At 47.7% G+C, this 16,449-nt stretch carries 13 protein-coding genes and 1 tRNA gene; 10 read left to right on the top strand and 4 right to left on the bottom strand.

Annotated features, from left to right (window positions below; all coding sequences use genetic code 11):
• Nucleotides 1-151 precede the first annotated feature (151 nt).
• The 5 genes from ileS to DWU89_RS10205 all read left to right on the top strand — a co-directional run bounded on the left by ileS (nt 152) and on the right by DWU89_RS10205 (nt 5,896).
• Nucleotides 152-3,577, top strand: a complete 3,426-nt coding sequence (gene ileS, locus DWU89_RS10185) for an isoleucine--tRNA ligase (protein WP_115499542.1) — start codon at nt 152-154, stop codon at nt 3,575-3,577.
• A 113-nt stretch (nt 3,578-3,690) separates the two neighbouring features.
• A complete protein-coding gene (locus DWU89_RS10190; protein WP_115499543.1) occupies nt 3,691-4,071 on the top strand; it encodes a TraR/DksA family transcriptional regulator in 381 nt (126 codons plus the stop codon).
• On the top strand, nt 4,072-4,686 hold the full coding sequence (locus DWU89_RS10195; RefSeq protein WP_115499544.1) for a lipoprotein signal peptidase: 615 nt from the start codon (nt 4,072-4,074) through the stop codon (nt 4,684-4,686).
• 13 nt (nt 4,687-4,699) lie between these two features.
• Nucleotides 4,700-5,503, top strand: a complete 804-nt coding sequence (locus DWU89_RS10200) for a DUF4296 domain-containing protein (RefSeq protein ID WP_115499545.1) — start codon at nt 4,700-4,702, stop codon at nt 5,501-5,503.
• Nucleotides 5,504-5,512: 9 nt separating this feature from the next.
• Complete coding sequence (locus DWU89_RS10205) at nt 5,513-5,896, top strand: hypothetical protein (RefSeq protein WP_115499546.1); 384 nt, start codon at nt 5,513-5,515, stop codon at nt 5,894-5,896.
• Here DWU89_RS10205 and DWU89_RS10210 read toward each other — a convergent pair.
• Nucleotides 5,816-6,586, bottom strand: coding sequence for a TrmH family RNA methyltransferase (locus tag DWU89_RS10210; protein ID WP_115499547.1), 771 nt, complete (start codon nt 6,584-6,586; stop codon nt 5,816-5,818). The genes DWU89_RS10205 and DWU89_RS10210 overlap by 81 nt on opposite strands.
• A 74-nt stretch (nt 6,587-6,660) precedes the next feature.
• Here DWU89_RS10210 and tamL point away from each other — a divergent pair, with 74 nt between their 5' ends.
• The 3 genes from tamL to DWU89_RS10225 all read left to right on the top strand — a co-directional run bounded on the left by tamL (nt 6,661) and on the right by DWU89_RS10225 (nt 10,470).
• The gene (gene tamL, locus DWU89_RS10215) at nt 6,661-9,009 is read left to right on the top strand and encodes a translocation and assembly module lipoprotein TamL (protein WP_115499548.1); all 2,349 of its coding nucleotides are present in this window, start codon (nt 6,661-6,663) and stop codon (nt 9,007-9,009) included.
• 167 nt (nt 9,010-9,176) lie between these two features.
• Nucleotides 9,177-9,250: transfer RNA gene (locus tag DWU89_RS10220), tRNA-Arg, on the top strand.
• Nucleotides 9,251-10,080: 830 nt separating this feature from the next.
• Nucleotides 10,081-10,470, top strand: coding sequence for an L-rhamnose mutarotase (locus DWU89_RS10225; RefSeq protein WP_115499549.1), 390 nt, complete (start codon nt 10,081-10,083; stop codon nt 10,468-10,470).
• 22 nt (nt 10,471-10,492) lie between these two features.
• Here DWU89_RS10225 and dinB read toward each other — a convergent pair whose 3' ends face one another.
• From dinB to DWU89_RS10240, 3 genes are read right to left on the bottom strand one after another with little or no spacing between them, the layout of a single operon-like run.
• On the bottom strand, nt 10,493-11,578 hold the full coding sequence (dinB, locus tag DWU89_RS10230; RefSeq protein ID WP_115499550.1) for a DNA polymerase IV: 1,086 nt from the start codon (nt 11,576-11,578) through the stop codon (nt 10,493-10,495).
• A complete protein-coding gene (locus DWU89_RS10235) occupies nt 11,578-13,161 on the bottom strand; it encodes a YfcC family protein (protein WP_115499551.1) in 1,584 nt (527 codons plus the stop codon). Before DWU89_RS10235 ends, dinB begins: the two co-directional genes overlap by 1 nt.
• Entirely contained in the window at nt 13,158-14,432 is a 1,275-nt protein-coding gene (locus tag DWU89_RS10240; RefSeq protein WP_115499552.1) for a DNA recombination protein RmuC, read from the bottom strand. The genes DWU89_RS10235 and DWU89_RS10240 overlap by 4 nt, the downstream gene beginning before the upstream one ends.
• A gap of 160 nt (nt 14,433-14,592) precedes the next feature.
• Here DWU89_RS10240 and tpx point away from each other — a divergent pair, with 160 nt between their 5' ends.
• Both tpx and DWU89_RS10250 read left to right on the top strand, forming a co-directional pair.
• Nucleotides 14,593-15,096 carry a thiol peroxidase gene (gene tpx / locus DWU89_RS10245; RefSeq protein WP_115499553.1) on the top strand — a complete coding sequence of 168 codons (504 nt, stop codon included), beginning with the start codon at nt 14,593-14,595 and terminating at the stop codon, nt 15,094-15,096.
• Between the two features lie 133 nt (nt 15,097-15,229).
• Nucleotides 15,230-16,447, top strand: a complete 1,218-nt coding sequence (locus DWU89_RS10250; RefSeq protein ID WP_115499554.1) for an MFS transporter — start codon at nt 15,230-15,232, stop codon at nt 16,445-16,447.
• Nucleotides 16,448-16,449 lie beyond the last annotated feature (2 nt).

The following is a 16,449-nucleotide window of genomic DNA, read 5'->3' on the forward strand; positions in this document are numbered from 1 at the left end:
TCCTATTTATTTTGATTTGCTCCATCTTTCTTCCTTGCGGGTCTGCTATGGGGGAAACGGATTTTATAGCCGGTGATTTCTTATTGCCTAATTCGGATTTAATCGCTACCTTTGCGGCAATTTTTGAGAAGATAGATAAATATAACGCGATATGAGTAAGAAATTTGCCGAATACTCGAAGTTTGACTTGTCGAACGTCAATAAAGAGGTGCTGAAGAAATGGCAGGATGGCGACATCTTCCATAAGAGTCTTGAAATACGTGAAGGACATCCCTCGTTTGTGTTTTATGAAGGACCTCCTTCTGCAAACGGTATGCCCGGTATTCACCACGTGATTGCCCGTTCGATCAAAGATATTTTCTGTCGTTACAAGACGATGAAAGGATATCTCGTGAACCGCAAAGCCGGATGGGACACACATGGACTGCCGGTAGAGTTAGGTGTCGAAAAGTCAATGGGTATAACCAAGGAAGATATCGGCAAAAAGATTTCTGTGGCTGAATATAATGCAGCCTGCCGCCGCGACGTGATGAAGTTCACGAAGGAGTGGGAGGACTTGACACAGAAAATGGGTTATTGGGTGGATATGGAAAATCCGTATATCACCTATGATAACCGGTATATCGAAACATTGTGGTACCTGCTGAAGGAGCTCTATAAGAAAGGGTTGCTCTATAAAGGTTACACCATACAGCCTTATTCGCCGGCTGCCGGGACAGGCCTTAGCTCGCACGAGCTGAACCAGCCGGGTTGCTATCGCGACGTGAAGGACACGACTTGTACGGCGCAGTTCCGCATCCTTGACCCGAAACCGGAGATGGCGGAGTTCGGCGATCCGTTCTTCTTAGCATGGACGACCACTCCCTGGACATTGCCTTCCAACACGGCGCTTTGCGTGGGGCCGAATATCACGTATGTGGCTGTTCAGACTTTCAATCCGTATACAGGTATGCCGATGACAGTTGTGCTGGCGAAAGATTTGCTGGATGCACATTTCAATCCGAAGGCTGCCGGTTTGGCATTGTCCGATTACAAGCCGGGCGATAAATTGATTCCGTTTAAAGTTGTAGGCGAGTGGAAAGGTCCGGAATTAGCCGGTATGCACTACGAGCAGCTGATCCCTTGGGTGAATCCGGGAGAAGGCGCTTTCCGTGTCATCACAGGTGACTATGTGACGGTTGAAGATGGTACGGGTATCGTTCATATCGCCCCGACTTTCGGTGCGGATGACGACCGTGTGGGAAAAGCAAACGGCGTGCCTCCTTTGATGCTGACCGATAAGGACGGCAACCAGCGTCCGATGGTCGATATGACCGGTAAGTTCTATCTGCTGGAAGACCTCGATCCGGAGTTCGTACAGACGCGTATGAATGCGGCCGACTATGATCCCTGGCAGGGCAAGTTCGTGAAGAACGCTTACGATCCGGCGAAAGGTGAAAAAGACGAGACATTAGATATTGAAATATGCATGATGCTGAAGGTGCAGAACCGTGTGTTCCGCATCGAAAAACATGTGCACAACTATCCGCACTGCTGGCGGACGGACAAGCCGGTTCTTTACTATCCGTTGGATAGCTGGTTTATCCGCACGACGGCTTGTCGCGAACGGATGATCGAGCTGAACAATACGATCAACTGGAAGCCGCAGAGCACCGGCACGGGACGTTTCGGCAAATGGCTGGAAAACCTGCAGGACTGGAACCTGAGCCGTAGCCGCTACTGGGGAACTCCGCTGCCTATTTGGCGGACGGAAGATGGGGCGGAGGAAATCTGCATCGGTTCGGTTGAAGAACTGTACAATGAAATAGAGAAATCCGTAAAGGCCGGCTTGATGGAGGCTAATCCGTATAAGGAGCTGAAGTTCAAACCGGGTGAATATACGAAGGAGAACTATGAGAAGATCGACTTGCACCGTCCGTATGTGGACGATGTGATCCTGGTTTCCGCAAGCGGCAAACCGATGAAGCGCGAGACGGATCTGATCGACGTCTGGTTCGATTCCGGTGCGATGCCGTATGCACAAATCCATTACCCGTTCGAGAACAAGGATCTGTTTGACGACCGCAAGGTCTATCCGGCCGACTTCATTGCGGAAGGGGTGGACCAGACACGCGGATGGTTCTTCACGCTGCATGCTATCGCAACGATGGTGTTCGACAGTGTTTCGTATAAAGCAGTTGTCTCCAACGGTCTGGTGCTGGATAAGAACGGCAACAAGATGTCCAAGCGCTTGGGCAACGCCGTCGATCCGTTCAGTACGATCGAGCAGCATGGTTCCGACCCGCTGCGCTGGTACATGATTACGAATGCATCTCCGTGGGATAACATCAAGTTTGATATCGACGGTATCGAAGAGGTTCGCCGTAAGTTCTTCGGCACATTATATAATACTTATTCGTTCTTCGCTCTGTATGCGAACGTCGACGGCTTCGACTATTCAGAGCCGGATGTGGACTGGAAAGAGCGTCCGGAGATCGACCGCTGGATTCTGTCGTTGCTCAATTCGTTAGTGAAAGATGTGGACGGATTCTTAGATGCGTACGAACCGACGCGTGCTGGACGCGCAATCTCCGACTTCGTCAACGACAACCTGAGTAACTGGTATGTGCGTCTGAACCGCCGCCGTTTCTGGGGCGGAGGCATGACGACCGATAAGCTGTCTGCTTATCAGACGCTGTACACCTGTCTGGAAACTGTTGCCAAGCTGATGGCGCCGATCGCGCCGTTCTATGCCGATCAGCTGTTCTGCGACCTGATCGCCGCTACCGGACGTGAGACGGTTGCATCTGTTCACCTGTCCGAGTTCCCGGTTTGCAACGAAGCGCTGATCGACAAGGATCTGGAAGAACGTATGCAGATGGCACAGGACGTTTCGTCTATGGTGCTGGCTCTGCGCCGCAAGGTGAACATCAAGGTGCGCCAGCCGCTGCAGACCATTATGGTGCCGGTTGTGGATGCGCATCAGCAGGAAAGCCTCGAGGCGGTGAAAGCCCTGATCTTGAATGAAGTCAATGTGAAAGAACTGAAGTTTGTCGATAACGCTGCCGGTATTCTGGTGAAGAAGATCAAACCCGATTTCAAGAAGTTGGGCCCGCGTTATGGCAAGATCATGAAAGCGTTGGCTGCTGCTATCCAGGCAATGAGCCAGGACGAGATCAATGCTTTCGAAAAGGCCGGAACGTTCACGCTAACTGTCGAAGGACAGGAGGCTGTGGTCGAGCGTGCAGACGTGGAAATCATCTCCGAAGACATACCGGGCTGGCTGGTTGCCAACGAAGGACGCCTGACGGTCGCACTGGATATCACCGTGACGGAAGAGCTCCGCAAGGAAGGTCTGGCGCGCGAGTTGGTGAACCGCATCCAGAATTTGCGTAAGAGCAATGGCTTCGACATCACGGATAAGATTTCGGTAACGGTTCTTTCCAACGATGTGACAGATGAGGCGATCCAGGATTTCAACTCGTATATCGCCAACCAGGTATTGGCTGTGTCAGTGGAGATTACGGATGTGATCAGCGATGCTACGGAACTTGATTTCGAAGATTTCAAGTTGTCTGTGCGCATTGAAAAAGTATGATTTTTAATAAAAAAAGAAAGAGCTCCTTGCCGCATATAAATAATGTTGTATATTTGGACTGCGACAGGGAGCGCTGATATATATTCTATTGTAGAACCTAAAATTAATGAACCATGGCAGAAAAGACAAGATATTCGGATGCCGAACTCGAGGAGTTCCGCTCCATAATATTGGAAAAGCTGGATAAGGCAAAGAAAGATTATGAGTTGTTGAGGTCCGGTGTCACGAATTCTGACGGTAATGATGTCGCCGATACATCTCCTACATTCAAGGTGTTGGAAGAGGGAGCTGCGACTTTGTCGAAAGAGGAAGCTGGCCGTTTGGCACAGCGTCAGATGAAGTTTATCCAGAACTTGCAGGCTGCATTGATCCGGATTGAGAATAAAACGTACGGTATTTGCCGCGAAACCGGTAAATTGATCCCGAAAGAAAGATTACGTGCAGTGCCTCACGCTACTTTGAGTATCGAAGCTAAACAGGGAGGTGCTAAGTAAATGAGATATTCCAAAGGTTGGGGAGCAGTGTTAATCATAATGCTGCTCCTTATTCTTGACCAGGCTCTTAAAATATGGATTAAGACTCACATGCAGTTGCATGAGAGTATCGAGATCACTCCTTGGTTCTATCTGTACTTTACGGAGAATCCGGGGATGGCGTTCGGGATAGAGGTAATCGGGAAGCTGTTTCTGTCGGTATTCCGTATCGTGGCGGTCGGCTTTATCGGATATTACCTGTATAAGTTGGTGAAACAGCGTTACACGTTCGGTTTTATCGCTTGTATCTCGCTGATCTTCGCGGGTGCGATCGGGAATATTATCGACTCCGTTTTTTATGGCGTGGTGTTCGATCATAGCTTCGGTCAGGTGGCGACCTTTATGCCGGAAGGCGGAGGTTATGCCGGCTGGTTGCACGGAAAGGTGGTCGATATGTTTTATTTCCCTTTGATACAGACGGTTCTGCCTGATTGGGTGCCGGTCTGGGGTGGAGAAGAGTTCGTCTTTTTCCGTCCGATCTTTAACCTGGCCGACTCGGCTATTTGTGTAGGCGTTTTCCTGCTTTTGCTGTTCTATCGCCACACGTTGTCGACAAGTCTTTCAAAAGAAAAATAACAGAAGAAAATAAATGCGGAACAGACTGCATAGATATAGTGTCGTTTTGTTGTTGGGCATCCTGGCGGTCGCTTGCAGCAAAGTGCCCGATGGTCTTCTTTCGGAAAAGAAAATGCAGGCTGTACAGGTGGATATGCAGTTGGCGGAAGCCATGATCAACCTGAACAGCAAGGAATTTCCCGATAACGCTCATAAGGAGGCCTTGTTTCAGTCTATCTTCCGCAAACATGGCATCACCCAGGCCGAATATGACAGCTCGTTGGTCTGGTACGGCCGGAACCTGGATATCTATATGAAGGTGTACGACCGTGTGCTGAATGAACTGAATAGCCGGCAGAAAGCATTGGGCGATGTGCAGGCTTCGGCGGCTCCCGTCTCCAAGCAGGACTCGGTGGATATCTGGCCGCGCCGCACTTCCCTTCGGTTGGAGCCGGATGCTTTGTTCAACGGCGTGACATTCGATGTCAAACCGGAAACGAATTATTCGTCCGGAAGCTCGTTTGTGTTGGGGATGAATGTCTGGGGCCTCAATAAGGATATGGCTTATAAGCCGGAAGTGCGTATCAGTGCCGACCAGGGCGATACGATCGTGACCGTAAACGACAAGATCCTTCGCGACGGCTATCACGAGACGATATTGAAAACGGTTCCGACCAAGCGCATCAAGCGGGTGTATGGCTATATCTTTATGAATAACGCAGACTCCTCTTATTATAAAGTCTATTTAGATAGCTTGAACCTGATGAAGTATAATTACGGCCGTTTGACCGATATGCCTAAAGATTCGGTGGCCGTGCAGGATTCCATTCCAAAATAAACAGGAGCTATGCGTCGGGTTGCTTCACATTATATCTACTGGAAACAATTTTACCGGATGCACTATGTCGAACTGGACGACAAGGGTGTCCTGACAGGTGTTTTCCCGTTGGAAGAAGAAATTGCAGGAACGGAGTTTTATGACGGCATCCTTTTTCCGGTCGTGGAATCCGGGGAGAAATTTCATGCCCATGAAACTAAAATTCCATGCCCATGGAACAATAATTTCATGGGCATGGAACCCGGCTTCGATGTTTGCCGGGAGTTAGGGCTTCCGCAAGCGGCCGGGATCGGTGAGCCTGCCTGCCTGTTGTTATTGAACGGCATTTCCTTGCCGGCGGCGAAACTCGGCACAGATGACGGCTGTCGCAATGGCTACATTAAGAGACTCTGATGTCTCTCTTTCCGGCGGAAAGCTCGGAATGTATAGTTTCTGATCGATCAATTCTTCTATCTCCGGACGTATTCCGTTTCCTTCGTTGCCCATGACGATAATTCCGTTTGCGGACAATTCTTTTGTGTACATATTTTCTCCGTCAAGGAATGTGCCGAACAGCGGGATCTGTTTCTCCGCCTGTGCTTTCAAGTAGACTGCCAAATCGGTGTAATGGACTTTTACGTGAGCCAATGCTCCCATTGTCGCCTGGACTGTTTTCGGGCTGAACACATCCGCCGTGTCGAGGCTGCAAACGATATGTTCGATACCGAACCAGTCGGCAAGCCGGATGATGGTTCCGAGATTTCCCGGGTCTTGTATGCCGTCGAGCGCCAGCACGAGTGAAGACGCCGGATCGGCTTCGGCGAGCGACCAGGCGGGGCGCTTGAATACGGCAAGTACATCCTGCGGGCTTTTCAGGAAACTGGCTTTGCGGATGTCTTCGTCGTCCGCTTCTAACAGCTCTTTCGTCGGTATGTCTCCCTGCGTCGCCATCCAGGACGGTTTGGCGAGAATCAGTTCGCACTCGAAAGCGTGCAGCATGTCTGCAACCAGTTTATTCCCTTCGGCAACGAATGCATTCAGTTCGTTCCGATATTTCTTCATTTCTAACGAATGGATGTATTTTAGTTTCCCTTTGCTCAGCATCTTTACTCTTTTTATGCGGCAAATGTACGGGAATTTCTTTAAATTCAGTTACATTTGCGTGCGTAAAAGCTTGAATGATGAAGGGAATCCAAATACTATATTTCATTTGTTTCATATTGCTCTTAGCCTCCTGTAGCTCGACTAAATTTGTCGGCGAAGGAGAATACCTGCTGGACAAAATCGAAATCGTATCGGATAATAAGACCTATAAGAATAACGAACTGAAACCCTATTTGCGACAGCAACCTAACTTCAAGGCGTTCGGATTGATGAAATGGCAGTTGTTCGTGTACGACTGGTCCGGGCGGAACGAGAAAAGATGGATCAACAAGCAGCTTCGCCGGATGGGAGAGGCGCCGGTTATCCTGGATACGACGCTGGTCACACAGTCGGTCGACGAGTTGGAACGTTTCTTTATCAATAAAGGGTATGTGAATGCGGATGTTTCGGCATCTATCGATACTTCAAAGCACAAGAAAGCGGTCGTGACGTATAATATCGTATCCAATACGCCTTATCGCATACATGACTATTCGATGGAACTGAGCGACCCGAAGATCGACAGCATTGCCCGGCTTAAGCCGCCCCACCGTTCGGTATTCGCCTCGGCTTTCCGTACCTATTCGGACGACTACACCTCTTTGATAAAAGACAGCGCCCTTTTTGACCGCGATGTGCTCGACAAGGAGCGGCAGCGTATCACGACCTTGCTTCGCCGGCGCGGATATTATGCCTTCAACCGTGATTATCTGTCCTATATCGCCGACAGTTCTTTCAACCGGAATATCGTGGACCTGGATATGCTGCTCAAGCCCTATCGGTTGCAAAAGCCGGACAGGAGCGTAGTCGATACGTTGCACCGACAGTACTTTATCAAGGATGTTTCGATCGTGACGGATTATAATCCCTTGACGTTAGAAGCGGATAATGAAATGCCGTATGATACGGTCAAAGCAGGCAATATCAATATCCTGTATGGCAAAAACGGAAGAAGTATCCGTCCGGGAGTCTTGCGCAAGAGCAACTATATCACGCCGGGACGCCTGTATAACGAGCGGACAATCGAGCAGACTTATTCCTCTTTTGCCACTTTGCGGGCTTTGCGCAATGTGAACATCCGCTTTTCAGAGGTAGAAGAAAACGACACCATGAAGCTGAGCTGTACCATTCTGACTTCGCCTGCCAAACTCCAAGGATTCGGGGTCGATGTTGAAGGGACGAACTCGGCGGGGGATTTTGGTTTTGCCTCCAGCTTGAATTATCAGCACCGTAATCTGTTCAAAGGCTCGGAAGTGTTTTCGGCCAAAGTCCGCGGCGCTTATGAGGCATTGTCCGGCAATCAGTCGGAAGGTAATAATTTCTGGGAATTCGGAACCGAGGCTTCTATCTTGTTTCCCCGTTTTCTTTTCCCTTTCCTGAAAGAAGATTTCCGTCGTAAGATACGTGCGACTACCGAGTTGAAAATGAGTTACAGCATTCAAACCCGGCCGGAGTTCAAGCGGGCCATTGTTTCGGCCGGATGGAATTACATCTGGCAGGAGCGGAGCAATATGCAGGCACGCCATGTGTTCAAATTGTTGGATATCGATTATGTGCATCTTCCGAAGATCAGCCAGTCGTTTAGGGATTCGCTGCCCGAATCGACCTTGCTCTACAATTTCACGGACCAGTTTATTTTGGGGACCGGATATACATATTCCTTTAACAACTATAATCCCCAGAACCGTTTGCGTAACACGCATTCCATGCGGCTGTCGTTCGAGATGGCGGGAAACCTGTTATATGCACTTTCTGCAATGACCAGAGCGGACAAAGATGATGAAGGGCGGTATAAGCTGTTTGGTATCAATTATGCCCAGTTTGTGAAAGGTGATGTGGACTTCAGTAAAAGTATTGTCTTGGACAGCCGTAATAAGTTGGCTTTCCATGTCGGTGTCGGCGTCGGTTATCCCTATGGCAATTCGAAGATGCTGCCGTTCGAGCGCAGTTATTTTTCCGGCGGCGCGAACAGTGTCCGCGGATGGTCTGTCCGTTCGCTTGGTCCGGGCAGCATGCCGGCCGACTCGGTTAAGTCGTTCGCCCAGCAGGTCGGTGACATTCGTCTGGACCTGAACTTAGAGTATCGCACCAAGCTGTTCTGGAAATTCGAGATGGCCGCCTTCCTCGACGCCGGTAATATCTGGACCTTCCATAAGGATGAGAGCCGCCCGAACGGCAACTTCGACTTCTCCCGTTTCTACAGGGAGATCGCCGCTTCCTACGGATTAGGTCTCCGCCTCGATTTCGATTTCTTCCTGATCCGTTTCGACACCGGTATGAAAGCCTACAACCCGCAAGAAACCGGCAAAAAGAAATGGGCCATCCTGCACCCCAACTTCCACGACAACTTCGCTTGGCATTTCGCGGTGGGGTATCCGTTCTGATGGGTGGTGGATATATCCATTCTTGTGATTATTTGAGAATATTCGTGAATTGGAACCTGTTTTTTTATCAGTAGGAACAGCCGATTTATAACAACTAAGGCGAAAAAGGGAATAAAAGCCTTTGCATATTCAAATAATAATACTACCTTTGCACCGCAAATAAGGATGGTTCCGTAGCTCAGCTGGATAGAGCAACGCCCTTCTAAGGCGTGGGTCGAGCGTTCGAATCGCTCCGGAATCACTTAGCAAAATCGCAAATAACTGTAATATAGTTGTTTGCGATTTTTTTGATTTATATGAGTTGCACAACATTTGCACAACTTGATCTTTTGGAGTATTCTTGGTCCACCCGATAATCATTGGGGATAAATAAATTCATTATTTGGCAAAAGAGAGCCTGCGGCAGAGGGGGCTTATTGTAAAAAACGTATTTTCCCGGTTCGAAAGACATCCGAAATAAAACCAATGTTAATCCGCTTTTTAGACCTCAAAAAGGGACTTTTTCCTCTTTTCCTGCACCTTATCGCCATGAAGAGGGACTTTGTCGCTCTGATCCGGCACTTTGTTGCCCTGAAGTCGGACTTCATATAGTACGAAGTCAACCTTCAGAGCGATGAAGTGCCGGGTCAAGGCTATTTTCTGCGCACCTCACGGCAACCAGTCTCCAAAATTTCCTTGAGATATTTGGAGCGTCGTCCGTTTTATTTTGAAATATTCGATTCTCCGGGAGTTAAGGTTTATCACTTTGCCGATATTTTCTGTTTTCGGTAATCAAATTGTACTCTTTTTCAGACAATCTGCGCACCTCACTCCATCTGTTGTCAGTAAAGAAGATTAAAACCGTGAAAAGAGTCAATCCAAAATGGATCAAGATTTCGGACGAAATAGAAAAACGCCCAAAAAGAGGGTTATTGTATAATTTGCCTCATCCTTGTGGCTATCCCCAATGATTTTGGGTGAGCCAGTATCTGTCTAAAAGTCGACAAAATACGATTTTAGACAGATAATATATCTGGGCTATAAGAATGATTGTGTAACTTTGTTAATCAAATTGGCACTAATAAATAAGAAATGGAAGAAACAAAATGCGGTTACAGGGTTAAAGAATATAGCGGGCCTGTGAAAAGATATTGCCAGACGTTGGAGTTGAAGGATAATCCGGAGTTGATCGACGAATATGTCCAGTGGCATAGTGAGGCGAAGTCCTGGCCGGAGATAAGAGATGGCATTCGGGCTGTCGGTATCCTGGAAATGGAAATTTATCTGTTGGGTTCCCGCTTGTTTATGATTGTTGAGACTCCACTCGATTTTGATTGGGATTCGGCTATGGCAAAGTTAAACACATTGCCGCGTCAGGCCGAATGGGAGAGTTTTGTCGCCCGTTTCCAAAAAACATTGCCGAATGCCTCTTCGGCGGAAAAATGGACGTTGATGGAACGGATTTTTTATTTATATCCATAAAGGGACTTTGGACATGGCATAGTTATTCCCAATCGCTGAACTCAAAACTCAACTGTTCCCAGCGGGCCTTTTCCTCGTTTTTCTCGTAGGGGTTGGAGATGGAGAGGCCGATTAACCGGATCGGATGAGTGTCGTATTCGATATCTTTCAGTAGTTCTTTGGCTAAAGGTAATATTTCGGTTAGTGTTGTCAGTTCATGGCTTTGAGTGATGCTTCTGGTTTTCTGACTGAAATCGTGGAATTTGATTTTTAGCGTTAGGGTGTTTCCTTTGAAGCCGGTCCGCTCCAGGCGGCCGATCAGTTCGGTGGCAACGTGATACAACTCGATTATGACGGATGACTGCCGGGAGATATCTTTATCCAGCGTATGTTCACATCCGACGGATTTGCGTACGCGGACAGCTTCGACCGGGCGCAAGTCGATTCCTCTCGAAAATTCATAATATAAGATTCCGGCCTTTCCGAACTGCCGGGTAAGCATTTCCTGTGAACAGGCTCGTAACTGTTCGCCATTGTGAATGCCTAATGTATGCATCTTTTGGGCCGTAACCGGACCGATTCCCCAGAATGATTCGATCGGGAGATGTTTGATAAATTCCTCGGCTTGTGTCGGGTGTATGGTGCAAAGGCCGTTCGGCTTGCGGTAGTCCGATGCTATTTTGGCAAGAAACTTATTATAGGAAATGCCCGCTGAAGCAACCAGATTCAGCTCTTCCCGGATTTTCCGTTTGATGGCTTTGGCTATATCGACGGCAAGCGGGATATTTTGCTTGTTTTCCGTTACGTCCAGAAAGGCTTCATCCAGCGAAAGCGGTTCGATAATATCCGTATATTCATGGAATATCTCATGTATCTGCCGGGATACGGCTTTGTAGACATCCATACGTCCGGGTACAAACGTGAGTTGCGGGCATAACCGTTTTGCCTTTTGTGAAGACATGGCGGAACGTACTCCGAATTTCCGTGCTTCATAGCTTGCTGCAGCCACAACACCACGCTCCTCGGCGTGCCCGACAGCCAGTGGAATACCGCGAAGTTCCGGATTATCCCGCTGTTCGACGGATGCGTAGAATGCATCCATATCAATATGTATGATCTTGCGCTCCATTAAAATCCGTTCATCGGAATTAAGACTGTCGGAATTAATAATATGAATCCGACTACCACTAAAAGCAGAATAAACTTCCAAGCCCACCGGAACCATTTGTCATAGGGGATGCGGCTTACTCCCAGCACGGCAATCAGTACTCCCGAAGTAGGGGTGATCAGATTGGTAAATCCGTCTCCGAACTGGAAAGCCATGACAGTTGCCTGCTTGGATAATCTGATCAGATCGGAGAAAGGAGCCATTATAGGCATGGTCAGTGCTGCTTTGGCACTTCCCGACGGAATGACCAGGTTGATCAATGTCTGAATAACATACATCATGCCGACAGTTGCCACCTGTCCGAGTCCTTCCATCCCTTTTGCCAAGCTGTAAAGGATCGTATCGATGACAAGACCGTCTTTCAAGATAACAATAATACCTCCTGCCAGACCTACTACCAATGCAGCACTCATAATATCTTTGCATCCGTCCAGAAAAAGCTTGACCAGCTCATTCGGTGTCCGGTTGTTAGCAATGCCGGCTGCCAGCCCGAGTGCAAAGAACAGTGTTGCAATCTCCATGATATACCAGCCATATCCCATAACCCCGGTTATCAGATAAAAGATTGTGAAGAACAATAGGTTCAGAATATATAAATGAACTGTTTTGCGTAAGGCAAATACGGAAGACAGGATGAAAGCGACTGTTAAGACAGGCAGGAGAGGAAGCCCTTTGATCAGACTGTTCCCGATCTGCAAAGTCGTAGTCGGGTATAAAGCGGCAAAGACGATCTGTACGGCAGTCAATATTCCAAAGCATATCCAGGCTGCTCGCGGTGTATGATAGACTACATCCAATGAATTGTTGCTGTGCAGATCTCTCCAATATTTATCCTCTTCGTACACCGGTGAGGACTGCGGGTCTTTTTTAACTTTAGCGGCATATCGGAGTATCCAGGTGAAACCGATAGCATTGATGACTATCCAACAGAATATCCGGTATTCGATTCCCGAGAAAAGGGGAATACCGGCCAGCCCTTGTGCGATACCGATTGTGAATGGGTTTAGTATGGCACCGGCAAATCCTAACCCGGCAGCGACAAAGACCATGCAGACTCCGGTAATAGAATCATATCCCATCGAAATTGCCATCGGAACAAGAACCAGGCAAAACGCAATCGTTTCTTCGCTCATGCCAAATACAGCTCCGAAAATGCTGAACAATAACATGATGGATGTCAATAAGAAGTTTTCGACTCCAATCTTGCGCAATAACCGGTTATTCTCCATCTTCCGGGTGCGGCGCAGGAAACTGACTGTACCGATATCGAAAGCCTTGCTGTCGTTGACAATCCAGAAAGCCCCTCCGATGATCAGGATAAAGACGATGATGTCCGCCCTCTCGACAAATCCTTTATAGAAGGCAGAGAACACTTGCCAGGTTTGCGGGATATGTTTTACTGCTTCGTAAACAACCGTTTTCTCTCCGGCTGCATTGATGCTTTCCTTGTATTGCCCGCCTGGAATCACCCAAGTGAGGACTGCACAGAACAGGATGATGTAGAATATAATAACGTATGTATGCGGAATTTGTCTCTTTTTCATAAGCTGTTTTCGTCTTCTTCGTCTGTTAATGATCCGATCTCGGGAAGGACGGAACGTGCTTCCCTGTCGCTGAGCGTATCCACGTCTTTCAGCTTGCGTTGGATTGCACGGGTACGGGTCCCCAATACTTCTTCTATTTGTCCGCTGGCTGTTTGCAGGTTCTTTTGTGCTTTTTCCAGCATACCACCGACTTTCTCGAATTCTTTCTTGACAGCTCCCAGGATTGTCCATACTTCACCGGAATGTTTCTGGATGGCAAGGGTACGGAATCCCATTTGCAGGCTGTTCAGGATGGCGGCAAGCGTCGTCGGGCCGGTTACCACCACTTTGTAGTTTCGTTGCAGTTCTTCCAGCAGGGAGGAACGGCGCACGACTTCCGCATAGATTCCTTCGAACGGAAGGAACATGATTCCGAAATCGGTTGTTGCCGGAGGTGCCAGGTATTTGTCGGAAATATCTTTTGCCATCTTCTTGATGGTTGTTTCCAGTAATTTTCCCGCTGCTTCTATGGCTTGGGTGTCGGCCTGGTCATAGGCATCCAAAAGTTGTTCGTAAACGTCTTTCGGGAATTTGGCATCTATCGGCAGATACACATATTCGCGTACATCGTCGCGTCCCGGCAACTTGACGGCAAACTCGACAACGGCATCCGAACCTTTACGGGTATGCACATTGGCTTCGTATTGTTCCGGCGCCAATAGTTGTTCGAGGAGCATGCTAAGCTGAATCTCTCCGATGTTGCCGCGCGTCTTTACATTGCTGAGGACACGTTTTAAGCCGCCGACATCCTGTGCCAGCGTTTGCATTTCTCCAAGTCCCTTCTGCACGCTTTCCAGCTGTTCGGTGACAAGGCGGAAAGATTGACCGATCCGGTCGTTCAGCGTCTTTTGCAGTTTCTCATCTACTGTGACACGGATTTCTTCCAGTCTTTTTTCCGTGTTGGCGACCAATAAACGCTGCTGTTCGTCCAGGTTGGCAAATTTTTCCCGTTGCAGGTTGTTAAAGGAAGCAATACCCCGTTCGAAAGTTTCTCTGAATTCACTCATGGAATGTGTGAGTTCTTCTCGGTTATCACGGGCGACAATACGGCTTTCTTCACGGTTAAGGCGAAAGTCTTCCCGAAAGTTTTTTTCGATGCGCTCGAAAGAACGTTGCATTTCGTCCAACAACCGTTTTAGTTCGTCTGCAGTGTCCGAATGCTCTTTCCGGAGGCGGAAGATAAGTTGTAAGGCAATGATAATGACAAGTAAGCAAATAATCAACCCATTCATGTTTTTCTATTTTGGCTCAAAGATAGAAAAAGAGTTATCGTGTATAGTAATTAAAAAGAGTTAAAAAAAGAAACATTCTTCTGAAACCTTTGTTTAAGTTATACAAAGCAGCTTATATTTGTAAGCCGCTTTTGATGTAGCACATAAAATACAATAAAAGATGGCAAAAATAACATTTAAAGGTAATGCCGTAAATACAAACGGTTCATTGCCCGCAGTTGGAGCAGAGGCTCCTGATTTTAAAGGTGTGAAAAGTGATTTATCAGAATTGCATCTGAAAGAGTTAAAAGGTAAGAAAGTTGTAATTAACGTATTTCCGAGTTTAGACACAGCTGTGTGTGCCGCTTCGGTAAGACGTTTCAATAAAGAAGCCGCTTCTCTTCCGAATACTGTGGTGCTTGCCGTTTCAAAGGATTTACCTTTTGCACAAGGACGTTTCTGTACCACGGAAGGTATTGATAAAGTGATTCCGCTTTCTGCATTCCGTTGTTCTTGTTTTGAAGATAGGTACGGGATGCTGATGGTTGACGGTCCGCTGAAAGGTTTATTAGCCCGTGGCGTGATAGTAGTCGACGAAGCAGGTAAGATTGTTTATGAGGAACTGGTTTCCGAAATAACGAACGAACCGAATTACGAAGCCGCAATTGCTTCGCTAAAAAACTAATTAAGTAGATTATTGTTTTTCATTGGTTAAAGTTAAGGGTTAGTGTAGGAGGTCGTCGGATGTGAATCCCGCGACCTTCGTTTTTTTAGGACAGTTTGCCATCTCGGATTTTCTTTGTATACTTGCACCGATTATGAATAACTGGAAAAAAGTATTCGCTATTATATGGACCGGGCAGTTTTTCTCTATCCTGACCAGCTCGATCGTCAATTTTGCAATTGTCTTATGGCTTAGTTTTGAAACAAAGTCGGCTGAAGTCTTGGCTTTAGCCACTATTGCGGCTATGCTTCCTCAATCTATATTGGGGCTGTTTACTGGCATTTTTGTGGACCGTTGGAAAAGGAAATTGGTGATGATTCTGGCCGATAGTTTTATTGCGTTTTGTACGATGCTCCTGGCAGTGTTGTTCTATCTGGATATTGCAAAGCTCGGTCATGTTTATCTTTTGCTGGCATTGCGGTCGGTCGGTTCGGCTTTCCATATGCCGGCCATGCAAGCCTCCGTCCCTTTGCTGGCTCCCAAATCCGAACTGATCCGGATTGCCGGTATCAATCAGATCATCCAGTCTGTCTGTAATATTGCCGGACCGGCTTTAGCGGCTCTTTTCATCTCTTTTATGAAGATGACGAATATCCTGATGATGGATGTGATCGGGGCGGCATTAGCCTGTACGTCGCTATTGTTCGTGACGATCCCTGATCCTGAAAATGCGGAGAGGACCCAAAAGGTCCGGTTGCTGAAAGAGGCGAAGGAGGCTTTCACGGAGGTACGCCGTCAAAACGGCTTGTCGTGGTTGTTCGCCCTTTCTATCTTGGGTACATTCTTCATTATGCCGGTGAGCGTGTTGTATCCGCTGATGACACTTAACCATTATTCGGGGAATGCCTACCAGATCAGCCTTGTTGAGGTTGCCTGGGGGATCGGGGCATTGATGGGAGGTACTTTCCTGGGGATGAAGAAGTTTCATTTGAATGAGATTTCTCTGATTAACTGGATGTATATCCTGTTGGGGGTTACGTTTCTTTTATCTGGAATTCTGCCTGTTTCAGGATATCCGCTGTTTGTCATACTAACGGCAGTAGGAGGGGTTTCCGGTTCTCTTTATATGGCTTCTTTTACAACAGTGGTCCAGACCCGTATCGATCCGGCAGTGATGGGACGTGTATTCTCTTTTTATATGAGTGTAAATATGCTCCCTTCCATGATCGGGTTGTTGAGTACCGGCTTTCTTGCCGATACGATCGGTATCGGCAATACGTTTATGATCGGCGGGGTTTTAGTCGGGCTGATTGGAGTTGTGTCGTTCTTTGTGCCTTCGATCGACGATTTGAGACGTAGTTTCCGGAAATAATC

Origin of the sequence: Parabacteroides acidifaciens, assembly GCF_003363715.1 — a bacterium.
GTDB classification, from domain to species: domain Bacteria; phylum Bacteroidota; class Bacteroidia; order Bacteroidales; family Tannerellaceae; genus Parabacteroides; species Parabacteroides acidifaciens.

Coding starts and splice junctions, on each gene's coding strand:
- DWU89_RS10240 (WP_115499552.1), bottom strand. CDS start 14,432: ATGAATGGGTTGATTATTTGCTTACTTGTCATTATCATTGCCTTACAA.
- DWU89_RS10250 (WP_115499554.1), top strand. CDS start 15,230: ATGAATAACTGGAAAAAAGTATTCGCTATTATATGGACCGGGCAGTTT.
- tamL (WP_115499548.1), top strand. CDS start 6,661: ATGATGAAGGGAATCCAAATACTATATTTCATTTGTTTCATATTGCTC.
- tpx (WP_115499553.1), top strand. CDS start 14,593: ATGGCAAAAATAACATTTAAAGGTAATGCCGTAAATACAAACGGTTCA.
- DWU89_RS10195 (WP_115499544.1), top strand. CDS start 4,072: ATGAGATATTCCAAAGGTTGGGGAGCAGTGTTAATCATAATGCTGCTC.
- DWU89_RS10190 (WP_115499543.1), top strand. CDS start 3,691: ATGGCAGAAAAGACAAGATATTCGGATGCCGAACTCGAGGAGTTCCGC.
- ileS (WP_115499542.1), top strand. CDS start 152: ATGAGTAAGAAATTTGCCGAATACTCGAAGTTTGACTTGTCGAACGTC.
- DWU89_RS10205 (WP_115499546.1), top strand. CDS start 5,513: ATGCGTCGGGTTGCTTCACATTATATCTACTGGAAACAATTTTACCGG.
- DWU89_RS10235 (WP_115499551.1), bottom strand. CDS start 13,161: ATGAAAAAGAGACAAATTCCGCATACATACGTTATTATATTCTACATC.
- DWU89_RS10225 (WP_115499549.1), top strand. CDS start 10,081: ATGGAAGAAACAAAATGCGGTTACAGGGTTAAAGAATATAGCGGGCCT.
- DWU89_RS10210 (WP_115499547.1), bottom strand. CDS start 6,586: ATGCTGAGCAAAGGGAAACTAAAATACATCCATTCGTTAGAAATGAAG.
- dinB (WP_115499550.1), bottom strand. CDS start 11,578: ATGGAGCGCAAGATCATACATATTGATATGGATGCATTCTACGCATCC.
- DWU89_RS10200 (WP_115499545.1), top strand. CDS start 4,700: ATGCGGAACAGACTGCATAGATATAGTGTCGTTTTGTTGTTGGGCATC.